Here is a 13051-nt window from a genome sequence, read left to right on the forward strand (position 1 = left end):
CCCTGTGCCCGCCCCGGGCACCGGGAACAGGGCGCTGATCGGCAGGGTGGCCGGGGTCGGGGCCGGGCCCGGGGCCGGACAGCGGGGGCAGGGGGCCGGACGGCGGTGCCGCGCCCCCCGGGCCCGCCGGACCCCAGGGGCCCCGCCGGACCACCGGGACCGCCGCCGGACCACCGAGGCCGCCGTCAGGCCGCCGGGGCCGCCACCAGACCACCGGAGCCGCCACCAGACCACCGGAGCCGCCGCCGGACCCCCGGGGCCGCCGTCAGGCCGCCGGAGCCGCCACCAGACCACCGGAGCCGCCGTCAGGCCGCCGGAGCCGCCACCAGACCACCGGGACCGCCACCAGACCCCCGGGGCCGCCACCAGACCACCGGGGCCGCCGTCAGGCCGCCGGGGCGAGCTCGTGGGCCGACCGGGTCCGCTCGTAGGCGTGACCGGCCCGCAGCAGCGTCCGCTCCCCCAGCGGCCGCCCGAGCAGCTGCATGCCGATCGGCAGGCCCGCCGCGTCCTGGCCGACCGGAACGGACAGCGACGGCACACCGGTGATGTTGGCGGGGGCCGAGAGCCGCACATAGGCGTCGGCGACGCTTTCGACGCTGCCGTCCGGCCAGGTGACGGCCGACTCCTCGGCCTTCACCGCGGTCATCGGAACCGTCGGGGCCGCGATCATGTCGACCTCCTCCAGCAGGCGCGCCCACTCCTGCCGCATCAGGCTCCGGGAGCGCTGTGCGCGCAGATAGTCGCCGGCGGACATCAGCTCCCCGGCCTCCAGCAGGATGCGCACATCGTCCTGGTACAGCTCCGGGACCGTGCGCAGGGTGCGCTCGTGGTAGGCGCTCGCCTCGGGCGCCATGAGGCCGTACTGGGTGGCCAGGACGTAGCGGGTCAGGGGGATCTCGACCTCGACGAGCCGCGCGCCGAGCGCCTGGAGCCGGTCGATGGCCTGCCGGACCGCGGCTTCCACCTCCGGGTCGACGTGGTCGAAGTAGTAGGTGCGCGGCACGCCGACGCGCAGCCCGGTCAGGTCTTCCGCGTCGCCCGGCCGGTAGTCCCGCGCGGGCATGTCCAGGGAGGCCGGGTCGCGGGGGTCGTGCCCGGCCAGGGCCGCCAGGACCAGGGCCTGGTCCGGGACGGTGCGGGTGAGGGGGCCGACGTGGTCCAGGGACCAGGACAGGGAGGTGACGCCGTGGCGGGGCACGAGCCCGTAGGTGGGCTTGAGGCCGACGACCCCGTTGAGCGCGGCGGGGACGCGGATGGAGCCGCCGGTGTCGGTGCCCAGGGCGAACGTCGCGGCGCCCGCGGCGACGGCGACGGCGGATCCGCCGCTGGAGCCGCCGGCGACCCGCCCGGTGTCCCAGGCGTTGCGGGTCTGCGGAGTGGTCAGCCCGTAGGCGAACTCATGGGTGTGGGTCTTGCCGACCAGGACCGCTCCGGCCGCGCTCAGCCGGGCGGCGACCGTGCTGTCCTCCCGGGCGCGGTGGCTCTCGCGGACCCGGGAGCTGGCGGTGGTGGGGGCGCCGGCGACGTCGATCAGGTCCTTCAGCCCCATGGGGACGCCGTGCAGGGGGCCGCGGAGGCGGCCGGCCGCCACGTCGTCCGCGGCCTCGCGGGCCGCCCGGCGCGCCTCGTCCGCCACCACCGTGACGTACGCGGTCAGCCGCGGATCCACCTCTTCGAGGCGGTGCAGGACGGAGTCGACCAGCTCGACGGGGGACAGCCGGCCGGTCCGGATCGCGTCGGCGGCCTCGGTGAGGGACAGTTCATACGGCTGCATCGTGCTTCTCCTCCACCGCGCGGTAGGCAAGGGCGGGCGAGGTGTCGCCGAAGTCGAGTTCGCGCAGGACGGCGACGACGGAATGGATGTACTCGGCGGTGGCCGCCACCGCGGTGTGGCGGTCGGCCGGCAGGGGGAGTCCGGCACGGGCGGCCCAGCGGGCCGCCTCCGATGGTGTGAGTTCAGCGGCGGACATCGTGTCTTCCTCTCAGGGGGCTGACGAGGCGGAAGGCCCTCATGGACGGAAGGCCCTCATGGACGGAAAGGCGGAGGGCCCTCGGGGACGGGGAAGGCGTAAGGCTCCCCACAAACGCTAAGCATTTGCGTTAGTCGACTGTAAGGCCCTACGGTGAGCTAAAGCAAATCGATTGCCTTTAGCGTGGCCGATGGCTTCAGCGCACCGGCAGCGGCCACCTCCACCGAGACCCGAGACCCGAGAAAGCGACGGACCATGAACGCATCCCCGTCCCGCGCCATCCCCTCCTGGACCGTGGGTGACATCACCGTCCACCGCATCGACGAAACCGCCCTGCCACCGCAGACCGGCCCCTGGCTGCTGCCCGGGGCCACCCCCGGCATCGTCGGCGAACAGGACTGGCTGCACCCGGATTTCGCCGATCAGGACGGCATCCTGCGCCTTTCCAGCCACAGCTTCGCCTTCGAGGTGGGCGGCACCCGCGTGCTGGCCGACACCGGCATCGGCAACGGCAAGACCCGCGCCAACCCGGCCTGGCACGATCTGCGGACCGGCTACCTGGACCGGCTCACCGCCGCCGGGTTCCCTCCGGACTCCATCGACCTGGTCGTCCTCACCCATCTGCACACCGACCACGTGGGCTGGAACACCCACGAGGTGGACGGCGCCTGGGTGCCCACCTTCCCCCGCGCCCGCTACCTCACCTCCCGCACCGAGCGGGAGTTCTGGGCGGGCTACGACATGGACGAACCCCGCGCGCAGATGTTCCGCGACTCCGTCGTCCCGATCGAGGAGGCGGGACTGCTCGACCTGGTCGACCTCCCGGCCGAGGGCACCGAGGTGATCCCCGGGCTGCGCCTGCTGCCCACCCCCGGCCACACCCCGGGCCACCTCGCCCTGCGGCTCACCAGCCACGGCCGGAGCGCGCTGATCACCGGCGACTGCGTGCACCACCCCGTCCAGTTCGCCCACCCCGCCATCAGTTCCTGCGTCGACATCGACCCCGGACAGGCCGAGGCCACCCGCCGCGCCCTCCTCGCGTCCCTCGCCGGCACCGACACCCTCCTGCTGGGCACCCACTTCCCGCCGCCCACCGCGGGCCGGGTGACCGGCCACGGAGCCGGCTACCGCCTCTCCCCCGTCCCCGCGTCCCCGCACTAGCCGGGGCGGACCGGCGCGGGGACGGGTGCTGCGGGCACCGGCCCGCGGGGTACCGGCCGGCCCGCTCCGGGCGCGTCAGCGAGCCACGGTGCAGCCACACCTCGACAACCCGTTTCGCCCAGGGCGGTTTCCCCTCCCGAAGGCGGTTTCCGGACCCCTTTCGGCGGTTTCCCCTCGCGAGGACGGGTTGCGCTCCGGGCGCCGGCGCGGTCCGCTGCGCCCCGCGCTACCGGCCGCCCGCGGAGGCCCGTTCCGCCCGACGGAAGCCCGTTCCGCCCGCTCAGCCGTTTCCGTCTCCTTCCTGTCATCCAAAGCTGACAACAACCTCACATCCCGCGTCCATCGTGATCTCCCGTGCCCGGACACCCGGGCTCACCCCCGTCGCCACCCGCAAGGAGATCCGTACCGATGCACCCGACGTCCCGTCTGCGCCGCGCGAGCGTGGTCCTCGGGCTGTGCGCCGCCCTCGTGGGCGCGCCCGCCGCCGCGGCCGAACCCGCCACCGCCCCGGCCCCGCCGGTCATCACCGCGGACCAGGTCATGCCGCATCTCGACGCCCTGCAGCGGATCGCGGACCGGGACGGGGGCAACCGCGCCCATGGCACCCCCGGCTACCGCGACTCGGTGGCCTACGTGAAGGCCGCGCTGGACCGGGCCGGATTCCGTACCGCCCTGCACCGCTTCACCCATGACGGCGCCACCGGCTACAACCTCATCGCGGACTGGCCCGGCGGCGACCCCGAGCACGTCGTGTTCGCCGGAGCGCACCTGGACAGCGTGGCGGCGGGGCCCGGTATCAACGACAACGGCTCCGGCTCCGCCGCCCTGCTCGCCACCGCCCTCGAAGTGTCCCGGGCACGTCTCACCCCCGACCGCCATCTGCGGTTCGCCTGGTGGGGCGCCGAGGAGGCGGGCATGGTGGGATCCGGTGCCTATGTGCGGGACCTGTCCGCCGCCGACCGCGAACGGATCGACGTCTACCTGAACGTGGACATGGCCGGGACCAGGAACATCCGGCAGTGGCTCGTCGTCCACGACGACCCCGCGGCGACCGCGGCGTTCGAGGACTGGTTCGCGGCCCGGAAGCTGCCCACCTTCGACATCGGCATCGGCGGCAGCGACCACGTCTCGTTCGGTGACGCCGGCATCCCGGTGGGCGGTTTCGCCACGGGGCTCGACGAGTGCCTGCACGAGGCGTGCGACCGCGTCGAGAACGTGGATCCGCGCACCGAGACCCTCAGCACCAACGCCCTCATTGCCGCGGTCTGGCAACTCGCCGCGCGCCACTGACCACGCCCGGCCCCCGGACACCCCCGTCCTGGCCCCGGCCCTGGACACCCGCACCTCGAAGGAGCAGCCGCATGCCCGCACGCCGGACCCGCCGTCGCCGCGCCACCACGCTCGCCACCGCCGTGGCCGCAGGCATCGTGTTCACCGCCCTGCCCGCCTCCGCCGCCCCGGGCGGCCCCGGCGCCGGAGACCCGTACTACCCCGACGACGGCAACTCCGGTTACGACGTCACCCAGTACGACGTTCACGTGGATTACGATCCGGCCCGCCCCCGCCACCTGACGGGCGACACCACGGTCCGGGCCGTCGCCACACAGGACCTGGACCGGTTCCACCTCGACCTGGTGGGCTTCCAGGTCAGCTCCGTCACCGTGGACGGCACGCCCGCCCGCGCCGTCACCCGCGAGGGCGCCCACGAACTCGTCGTCACCCCCGCCCGGCCGCTGGCGAAGCACACGCGCTTCTCCGTCCGCGTCCGCTACTCCGGCGAACCGGTCGGCGAGGGCTGGCACACCCTCGCCGACGGCGGCGCGAGCGTGTCCGGTGAACCGCACGCCGCCACCGCCTGGTACCCGGCCAACGACCACCCCTCGGACAAGGCCACCTTCCGGCTCACGGCCACCGTCCCCGAGGGCTGGACGGTGCTCGGCAACGGCAGGCAGGGCGCCACCACCAGCGACGGTGGCACGACCACCTTCCGCTGGTACGAGGACCGGCCGATGGCGACGTACCTCAGCACCATCGCCATCGACAAGTTCACCGTGCACACCTCCAAGCTCTCCGACGGCACGCCCGTCGTCCACGCCTACAGCCCCGGGGCCGTCATCGACCCGGAGTCGGAGGCGCTGCTGCCGGAGGTCATCGACTTCCTGGCCTCGAAGTTCGGCCCGTACCCGTTCTCCTCGGCCGGAGGGATCGTCATCGCCGGCGGCGACGGCGAGGGCCCGCTCGCCCTGGAGACACAGAGCCGTCCGACGTACCAGGGGGCGTACTTCGACACCTCGATGGTCCACGAGAACGCCCACCAGTGGTTCGGGAACAGCGTCTCCGTCGCCGACTGGCGCGACGGCTGTCTGGCCGAGTGCTTCGCCCAGTACGCCAACCAGCTGTGGGAGGAGAAGGCCGGGGCCGACCTGGACAACGGCTTCTACCGCACCATGCTGGAGGACAGCGAGGCGGACCCCGGCTTCTGGACGACCAGGCTGTACGACCCGGGCAAGGGCCGCGAACTGCACGAAGCCCTGTACAACAAGGGGTCCATGATGCTGCACGCCCTGCGCCGCACGGTCGGCGACCAGGCGTTCTTCGACACCCTCAGGCGCTGGCAGCGCGACCACCGCTACGGCAACGCCTCCTGGGCGCAGTTCGAGGCGCTCGCCCAGGAGGTGTCCGGCGAGAACCTCACCGGTTTCTTCGACGCCTGGGCACACGGCACCACCGTCCCGCCGAAGAAGTACCTCCTCCCGGGGTCCCTCGGGTCACTCGGGCAGGTCGGGCAGGTCGGGTAGGCCGGGTAGGCCGGGTAGGCCGGGTCATTCGGGTAGGCCGGGTAGGCCGGGTCCGTTGCCGAACCCTTGGCGCGGGCCACGGGTCGGCGGGGCGGACACGCTGACGTCCCGGGCCTGTTCACGGCAGGTCCGGGACCGAGGGGCCGGGCCGGTGGCGCGGGCGTGGTCCGGCGGGTCGGGGTGAACGAGCAGATGCTCGCGCCGTTCACCGCCGAGGAGCGGGAGCTCTTCGCTCTCCTGCGCCGGGCGGTCGAGCGGGCGGAGAGCTAGGAGCCGACCGCGCCGCGAGGCTCCCCGCCTGCGCGTCCGGGCGCCGCTTCGGGCGGAGGCCACGCCGGGGACCGGCTAAAGGGCCTGCCCCAGACCGTGGGAGTGCCAGGCGGTCCGGGCACCGGGCGCGAAACGCACCACGTTCGCGCGGGCGCGGGAGGGTTCCTCGCCGCGGTGGATCACATCGGCCCACGCGTCCCCGGTGAACCACACGGCGGGCAGTTTCGTCGTCGGCTGCTTGTTCAGCAATTCCATCAGGTGGTGCTCCTTGCGGCACGTCGCGCGGTCAGGCGGCAGCCCGCTCGTCGGCGATCTGCTTGAGCCGGGTGATCGCGGTCATGGCGTTCGGCCATCCGGCGTAGAAGGCGAGGTGGGTGATCGCCTCGGACAGCTCCGCCACGCTCAGCCCGTTCTCCAGCGCCACCCGGAGGTGGTGACCGAGCTGCTCGCCGCGGTACAGCGCGGCGAGCACGCTCACGGTGACCAGGCTGCGGTCACGCGGGGAGAGCCCGGCCCGCTCCCAGACGTCGCCGAAGAGCACCTCATCGGTGACCTCGACGAGCTTGGGCGCGATTCCGGCCAGCTCCTGGGGTGCGGACTGCTTCGCCATAGGACGACTCCTCATGTGGGGAAAGTCTGGAAACCGGGCGCCCGCGCCGTGGTCAGGGGCCGGTCCCGATGGCCCGAAGCCTCTCGGTGGCCGGTTGCGGGGCGGGTGCGCCGGGGCCGCGGCAACGCCCACTACCGAGGAAACCGCCGGTCACGCGCCCGAGGAAGGTACGGCTGTGCCAGGTACTGGCAGGACCCCCCTCGTCCGTGCCGTCCGCCCTAGCCTGGAACACGTGAGTACCGAGAGCGACATCCGCGAGTTCCTGGCCTCCCGGCGCGCGAAGATCACCCCGCAGCAGGCCGGGCTGCCCGCCTACGGCGGCAACCGGCGCGTGCCCGGGTTGCGCCGCGAGGAAGTCGCGATGCTCGCCGGTGTCAGCGTCGACTACTACGTCCGCCTCGAACGCGGCCACCTCGCCGGAGCCTCCGAGGAAGTCCTCGACGCCGTCGCGAACGCCTTGCGGCTGGACGAAGCCGAGCGTGCGCACCTCTACGACCTGGCCCGCGCCGTCGCCAGGCGTCCCTCCCGCCGCACCAGACGCCCCCGCGGCCCGCTCCCGGAGAGCGTCCTGCGCGTCCTCGACTCCATGACCGACTCCCCGGCCTTCATCCGCAACGGCCGCCTCGACATCCTCGCCGTGAACCGCCTCGGCCACGCCCTGTACGCGCCGCTGTTCACCGATGACACGTCGCGCCCGGTGAACATCGCCCGCTTCCAGTTCCTGAACCCCCACGGCCGTGACTTCTTCCCCGACTGGGAGCAGTCCGTGAACACCACCGTCTCCCTGCTGCGCACCGAGGCCGGACGGGCTCCCGGCGACAGCGGTCTGACCGGGCTCATCGGCGAGCTCGTCACCCGCAGCGAGGAGTTCCGTACCGCGTGGGCCAAGCACAACGTGCGCCTGCACCACACCGGTCGCAAAGCCTTCCGTCACCCGGCCATCGGTGAGATCACCCTCGACTTCGACGCCATGGAACTGCCCGCGCAGCCCGGCCTGACCCTGACCGCGTACAGCGCCGGGCCCCACACCCCGGACCACGACGCGCTGCGGCTGCTGGCCACCTGGGCGGCCACCGAGGACGTATCCGCGGACGCCGACCGCGCCGGCAGGCGCTGAACGGGGCCCTCGGCCGCCGCGCCGGGTCCCGCTCCCCGCACGGCCCGGGAGGAAAGACCCGGCCCGGGGGTAAAGACCCGGCCCGGGAGGAAGCACCCGCTCGGGAGTGACGACCCGAGCAGGACAACACAACGCCCGTGCCCGCACCACGAAGGAGGCCGGTTCATGAACACCTGGAAGACCGAGACGCTGAAGCGCATCGCCGCGGCCGAGGAACTGCGCATCGCCCCTCGCCGCGACGACGGATCCCTGCGCGAGCCCACCACGATCTGGGTCGTACGCGACGGCGACGAGCTGTACGTCCGCTCCTGGCGCGGAACCGGAGGCACCTGGTGGAAAACCGCCCAGGCCACCCACACCGGCCACATCACCGCTGGCGGAGTCGAAGCCGACGTCACCTTCGCCCCCGTCGGCGACCCCGCGGTCAACGACCGGGTCGATGCCGCCTACCAGGCCAAGTACGGCCACTACAGCGGCTACGTCGAGCCCATGGTCGGCGAACAGGCCCGCGCCACCACGCTGCGCCTGGCCCCGCGGTCCTGAAGAACAGCGCCGAGCCCCCACCCCGCGGGCGGGGTGGGGGCTCGTCTTCTGAGCGCTGGGCAGGCCTTGCACCTGCATCTCCCCGCAGGAAGCGGGGCGTCTTTCCTTGGACCACCAACGCACGTCCGGCTGCCCGGAGTTCGGGCGGCCTCGTCGTGATCAAGTGTAGCGCACGGTACCCACCGGCTTGACGGGCGGCGCCGTGGCACGGTGCCGCGTTCCTCAACGGCGGGCAGCAGCGGCGGTTCACCGCTCGTCGCGGCAGACCAACAGGAGGGGCAATCGCCGATCTCTTCCCGGCGGACCCGGGCCTTCACCGAGGCGGACCGACCGGGCGCGGAACTGACGGGATTTCGCCGGGATTTCGCCGGGATCTCGCCCGGATCTCGCCGGGATCTCGCCCGGATCTCGCCGGGATCTCGCCCGGATCTCGCCGGGATCTCGCCCGGATCTCGCCGGGATCTCGCCCGGATCTCGCCGGGATCTCGCCCGGTCTCGACCGGTCTCGACCGGCGCAGGAGGAGCCATCGGCCGGGCCCGACCTCGGCACCCCAGGGTCCCGGCCGTCACCGCCAGGCGCTGGCCTCGGTCGCCTGGATGCAGTACCGCTCGAAGGCGCTGCCGCCACCAGGCTTGGGGATCACGCAGGCCACGACCTGGAAATCACCGTCCGCGACGGTGACCATGTTCGTGAACTTGTCGTATTCGTACTCGACTTCAGCACCTCGCGGCCCTGGTTCGTTCGCCGTCGTTCGGTCGGTGTCGTGGCCGGGGCTAATCCCGCATGACCTCGGGTTCGTGCCGACGCAGCAGCCGGGCCACCGCGAAGCCGCAGACCAGCCCGATCGCCAGAAGCACACCGAGGTCGATGCCCCACTGGGTGACGGTGTGGGCCCACAGCGGGTCGACCTCGTCCGGCTTGTCGAGGTTCCATGGCGGCATGGTGTGCGCGAGGTCGAGTGTGGTCCCGGCACCGGCGACGGCCCAGCGGGCGGGCATCAGCCAGCCGGCCTGTTCGACGCCCGGGGCGTCGAACAGCTTGAAGAGGACCCCGGTGAAGACGACCTGGACGACGGCGTACATCACGAGCAGCGGCATGGTCTTCTCCGGGGTCCTCACCAGCGCGGAGATGACCAGACCGAACATCATGGTGGTGAAGCCCAGCGCGCTGATGACCACGCAGACCTCGACGGCCGTGGGCATGAGCAGTCCCTGGGCGGGCATTGGGCGGACGGAGAAGCCGATCGCGCAGAGGACAACGCCCTGCGCCGCGGTGATCAGACCGAGCACGATCACCTTCGACATCAGATACGCGGATCGGGACAGGCCCGTTGCCCTCTCCCGTTCGTAGATCACCCGTTCCTTGATCAATTCACGTACGGAGTTGGCCGCACCGGAGAAGCACATGCCGACGACCAGCACCAGCAGAATGGTTCCGGACTCCTGGTTGTAGCGGAAACGGCTGTCGGGCGGTGGCGGGGCGAGTCCGTACGTCGCCGGAACCAGACAGCTCAGCCCGCCCAGCACGGCCGGGAGCAGCACCATCAGCGCCATGAAGCCCTTGTCGGAGGCGATGACCGACACATAGCGGCGCATCAGCGTCCACAACTGGCCGGTCCAGCGCTGTGGTCGGGGCTGCGGAGCTCGGGTCGGCGGCTGCGTCGCGGGGGTGCCCGGCTGCCGCGGCGGTACGGCCGAGTCGATCTCCGCGACGCACCGGTCGTGCTGCCGGGAAGCCCGCCAGCGCCCGCCCCAGTCGTCGTCGCGGTGGTTCTCGAAGGCGGAGAACACATCGGGCCAACTGTCGTGACCGAAGAAGTCCAGGGCTTCGTCCGGGGGACCGAAGTACGCCACGGAGCCGCCGGGTGCCATGACCAACACCCGGTCGCACAGGGACAGTTCGGCGACCGAGTGGGTCACCACCAGCACGGTGCGGCCGTCGTCGGCCAGCTCCCGCAGCAACTTCATGACATCACGGTCCAGGCCCGGGTCCAGACCGGAGGTGGGCTCGTCGAGGAAGAGCAGGGAGGGCTTGGTCAGCAGTTCCAGGGCAACGGACACCCGCTTGCGCTGACCACCGGAGAGCGAGGCGACCTTCTTGAGCCGGTGGACGTCGAGTCGAAGCTCCTGGAGCACCTCATCGATACGCGCCTTGCGCTCGGCCGCCTTGGTGTCACCGGGGAAGCGGAGCCTGGCCGCGTACATCAGAGCGGTCTCGACGGTCAGTTCCTTGTGCAGGATGTCATCCTGCGGGACGAGGCCGATACGGCGGCGCAACTCGGCGAACTGCACGTACAGATCGCGGTGGTCGTAGAGCACCTGACCACGGTCGGCAGGCCGGTAGCCGGTGAGTGCGCGCAGCAGGGTGGACTTCCCGGAGCCCGACGGCCCGATCACCGCGACCAGCGACTTCTGGGGGACACCGAAGGAGACGTCGTCCAGGATGGTCTTGCCGCGCCCGACGGTCACCGTCAGGTTGCGGGCCGCGAAGAACACCTCGCCGGTGTCCACGAACTGCTCCAGCCGGTCTCCGGCGAGCCGGAAGGCGGAGTGGCCGACACCGACGATGTCGTACGGGCCGATGATCTGGCGGTCCACGGGCTGCCCGTTGACATAGGTGCCGTTGTGACTGCCGAGGTCGACGATTTCGAAGCGGCCGTCGGGCAGGGGCCGGAACTCCGCATGGTGGCGGGAGACGTACGGGCCCTCCACCACGAGTTCGTTGTCCGGCGCGCGACCGATACGCAGCCGTTCTCCCCGGACGAGTGAGTGGACGCCCGAGGGGCTCCGGTCGATGGAAAGGGCCGCGGCGGCTCCACGGGCACCGGCCGTGGGTTCTCCGGGCCGGGGGGTGTCCCGGGCCTCCCCCGCGTCTCCGGGCGTCCGGGGAGCCTCGGCATGGGCGAGGCCGGATGCGGCATGGTGGGGCAGGGGCCGGAACAGGTCGTCGCCACGGGCCGCCGGCGCTCCCGTGACGGCGCCCGGCACCTCCCCGGCCCGGGGACCGGACACCACCGGAGGCACCTCCCCGGCCCGGGGACCAGAGGGCGCCTCCCCCAACCGGGGACCAGGCACGCCCGGAGGCACCTCCCCGGCCCGGGGACCAGAGGGCGCAGCCCCCACCCGGGGACCAGGCACGCCCGGAGGCACCTCCCCGGCCCGAGGATCAAGCACCACCGGAGGCACCTCCCCGCCCCGGGGACCAGAGGGCGCCTCCCCCACCCGGGGACCAGGCACCACCGGGGGCACCTCCCCCACCCCAGGACCAGGCACCACCGGGGGCGTGGCGGCGGCGGCCTCCGGCGTGCCGCGGTCCGTCGGATCCGTGGCCCCCCGGTCCCCGGGGGGACGGGCCTCGCCCCGGGGCAGCCCCGCGCGGATCCGCAAGTCAGCGGTGGCCTGGTCGTCACTCACCGCCGCCGGGGCTCCGGTGAAGTCCAGCCGCATGCCCGTGGAGGCGTTTCCCAGCCGGACGATCGAACCGTGGCCGACCTCGATCCGCTGGATACGACGCCCTTCGGCGAACGTGCCATTCGCGCTGCCGAGATCCTCGATGACCCATGTCCCGCCGTCGCAACGGATCATCAGGTGGCGCCGGGAGACCCGGCGGTCGATGCACGAGATGTCGGCCTGCTGGTCGCGCCCGATGGTGTAGCTCCGGGACGCGTCCAGGGTCCAGGTGCGTCCATTGGCATGCAGTACAAGTTCCGGCACGTCTGTCCCAAGTCGGTCGTGTGAACCGAGGCCGTCCGCGCGAGGGCGGACGGCGGCTCGGACGGTTCCTGCGGTTCCGGCGCGCGCCCGGACGTCTCCGGTGCGGATGAGCGTCATACGGTCGGCGGCGCGAGGTGGCGAACCACCACCGGTCCGTACGCGGACCGGCGCGTCGGCGAGCCGTGCGACGGTCGGCAAGTGCCGGAACACCGACCGGCAGCGGCGGCCCCGCACCGGTCCGGTGTCGCCGACGCGTGGTGAGCCGGTTCCCCGGGAGCCGAGCGGTGCGTTTGCCGACGGACGAGACGGGCTGCGCGCGGACGCTCGATGAGATCGTCGGCGATGCGGTCGAAGGGTTCGTCGGGCGTCACGGCGGTGTGTCCTCGTAGGTCGGGATCAGGATCAGGGTCGGGGGCGGGGGCGGGATCGGGATCGGGGTCGGAGTCAGAAACCGGAACCGGAACCGGAGTCGGAACCGGAGTCGGTCAGCCGGTGTGCGGCCCGGACCGGGGCACGTCGGCGCGTACGGGCATGGTCGGCATGGAAGAGGGCGCAGAACCTGCGGAGGTTGCCCGTCATGGCACGGAGCCGGGGATCCGGCCGCGTACCGTGCCGCCCGCAGTGCGGTGCACCGGGCCGGAGCCAGCGCCGGAACGTGCCCTCCAGCGCTGCCCGCCCGAGCAGCATGGTGGTTTCGCGTCGGCGCCCCGCGTGCTCACCGGCAGCTCACCAGCCGAGTCCGGCCGGACCAGCCGGACCAGCCGTCAGGGGCCCGGCGGCCGGAACCCGGAGTTCCGGCCGCCGGGCCCCGTCCGGCTTCCTGCGGTCCGGCGCACCGCGGGGCGATCGCTCACTCAGGACGCAG

The 13051-nt window shown here is 72.7% G+C and carries 10 protein-coding genes and 1 pseudogene; 5 read left to right on the plus strand and 6 right to left on the minus strand.

Translation table 11 applies throughout. From position 1 onward, the window contains the following. Positions 1-385: 385 nt before the first annotated feature. Positions 386-1777, minus strand: a complete 1392-nt coding sequence (locus AXW62_RS02960; protein ID WP_060943101.1) for an amidase — start codon at positions 1775-1777, stop codon at positions 386-388. Continuing rightward, entirely contained in the window at positions 1764-1973 is a 210-nt protein-coding gene (locus tag AXW62_RS02965) for a hypothetical protein (RefSeq protein ID WP_030831325.1), read from the minus strand. Before AXW62_RS02965 ends, AXW62_RS02960 begins: the two co-directional genes overlap by 14 nt. Positions 1974-2228: 255 nt before the next feature. Here AXW62_RS02965 and AXW62_RS02970 point away from each other — a divergent pair, with 255 nt between their 5' ends. The 3 genes from AXW62_RS02970 to AXW62_RS02980 all read left to right on the plus strand — a co-directional run bounded on the left by AXW62_RS02970 (position 2229) and on the right by AXW62_RS02980 (position 5932). Continuing rightward, positions 2229-3134: an MBL fold metallo-hydrolase gene (locus AXW62_RS02970; protein WP_060943102.1), complete on the plus strand. Its 906-nt coding sequence runs from the start codon at positions 2229-2231 to the stop codon at positions 3132-3134. Between the two features lie 408 nt (positions 3135-3542). Further along, on the plus strand, positions 3543-4424 hold the full coding sequence (locus tag AXW62_RS02975; RefSeq protein ID WP_060943103.1) for a M20/M25/M40 family metallo-hydrolase: 882 nt from the start codon (positions 3543-3545) through the stop codon (positions 4422-4424). Positions 4425-4495: 71 nt separating this feature from the next. Further along, a complete protein-coding gene (locus AXW62_RS02980; RefSeq protein ID WP_060943104.1) occupies positions 4496-5932 on the plus strand; it encodes a M1 family metallopeptidase in 1437 nt (478 codons plus the stop codon). A gap of 345 nt (positions 5933-6277) precedes the next feature. Here the strand turns inward: AXW62_RS02980 and AXW62_RS02985 are convergent, their stop codons facing one another. Further along, on the minus strand, positions 6278-6457 hold the full coding sequence (locus tag AXW62_RS02985; protein ID WP_370682887.1) for a cupin domain-containing protein: 180 nt from the start codon (positions 6455-6457) through the stop codon (positions 6278-6280). 31 nt (positions 6458-6488) lie between these two features. Continuing rightward, positions 6489-6812, minus strand: coding sequence for a carboxymuconolactone decarboxylase family protein (locus tag AXW62_RS02990; RefSeq protein ID WP_060943105.1), 324 nt, complete (start codon positions 6810-6812; stop codon positions 6489-6491). 232 nt (positions 6813-7044) lie between these two features. Here AXW62_RS02990 and AXW62_RS02995 point away from each other — a divergent pair, with 232 nt between their 5' ends. Next, positions 7045-7929 carry a helix-turn-helix transcriptional regulator gene (locus AXW62_RS02995; RefSeq protein ID WP_060943106.1) on the plus strand — a complete coding sequence of 295 codons (885 nt, stop codon included), beginning with the start codon at positions 7045-7047 and terminating at the stop codon, positions 7927-7929. Between the two features lie 165 nt (positions 7930-8094). Next, positions 8095-8472 carry a DUF2255 family protein gene (locus tag AXW62_RS03000; RefSeq protein ID WP_060943107.1) on the plus strand — a complete coding sequence of 126 codons (378 nt, stop codon included), beginning with the start codon at positions 8095-8097 and terminating at the stop codon, positions 8470-8472. A gap of 774 nt (positions 8473-9246) precedes the next feature. On the opposite strand, the gene AXW62_RS03005 is transcribed toward AXW62_RS03000, so the two are convergent. Then, a complete protein-coding gene (locus AXW62_RS03005; RefSeq protein ID WP_422398427.1) occupies positions 9247-11658 on the minus strand; it encodes an ATP-binding cassette domain-containing protein in 2412 nt (803 codons plus the stop codon). Positions 11659-11988: 330 nt separating this feature from the next. Continuing rightward, positions 11989-12303 (minus strand): annotated as a pseudogene (locus AXW62_RS47390) (FHA domain-containing protein); the annotation flags it as partial. Positions 12304-13051 lie beyond the last annotated feature (748 nt).

It is taken from the genome of Streptomyces hygroscopicus subsp. hygroscopicus (genome assembly GCF_001553455.1).
Taxonomy (GTDB): Bacteria; Actinomycetota; Actinomycetes; order Streptomycetales; family Streptomycetaceae; genus Streptomyces; species Streptomyces hygroscopicus.

Excerpts from the sequence above, each read along its gene's own strand:
- AXW62_RS02960 (WP_060943101.1), bottom strand. The coding sequence starts at position 1,777 with ATGCAGCCGTATGAACTGTCCCTCACCGAGGCCGCCGACGCGATCCGG.
- AXW62_RS02965 (WP_030831325.1), bottom strand. The coding sequence starts at position 1,973 with ATGTCCGCCGCTGAACTCACACCATCGGAGGCGGCCCGCTGGGCCGCC.
- AXW62_RS02970 (WP_060943102.1), top strand. The coding sequence starts at position 2,229 with ATGAACGCATCCCCGTCCCGCGCCATCCCCTCCTGGACCGTGGGTGAC.
- AXW62_RS02975 (WP_060943103.1), top strand. The coding sequence starts at position 3,543 with ATGCACCCGACGTCCCGTCTGCGCCGCGCGAGCGTGGTCCTCGGGCTG.
- AXW62_RS02980 (WP_060943104.1), top strand. The coding sequence starts at position 4,496 with ATGCCCGCACGCCGGACCCGCCGTCGCCGCGCCACCACGCTCGCCACC.
- AXW62_RS02985 (WP_370682887.1), bottom strand. The coding sequence starts at position 6,457 with ATGGAATTGCTGAACAAGCAGCCGACGACGAAACTGCCCGCCGTGTGG.
- AXW62_RS02990 (WP_060943105.1), bottom strand. The coding sequence starts at position 6,812 with ATGGCGAAGCAGTCCGCACCCCAGGAGCTGGCCGGAATCGCGCCCAAG.
- AXW62_RS03000 (WP_060943107.1), top strand. The coding sequence starts at position 8,095 with ATGAACACCTGGAAGACCGAGACGCTGAAGCGCATCGCCGCGGCCGAG.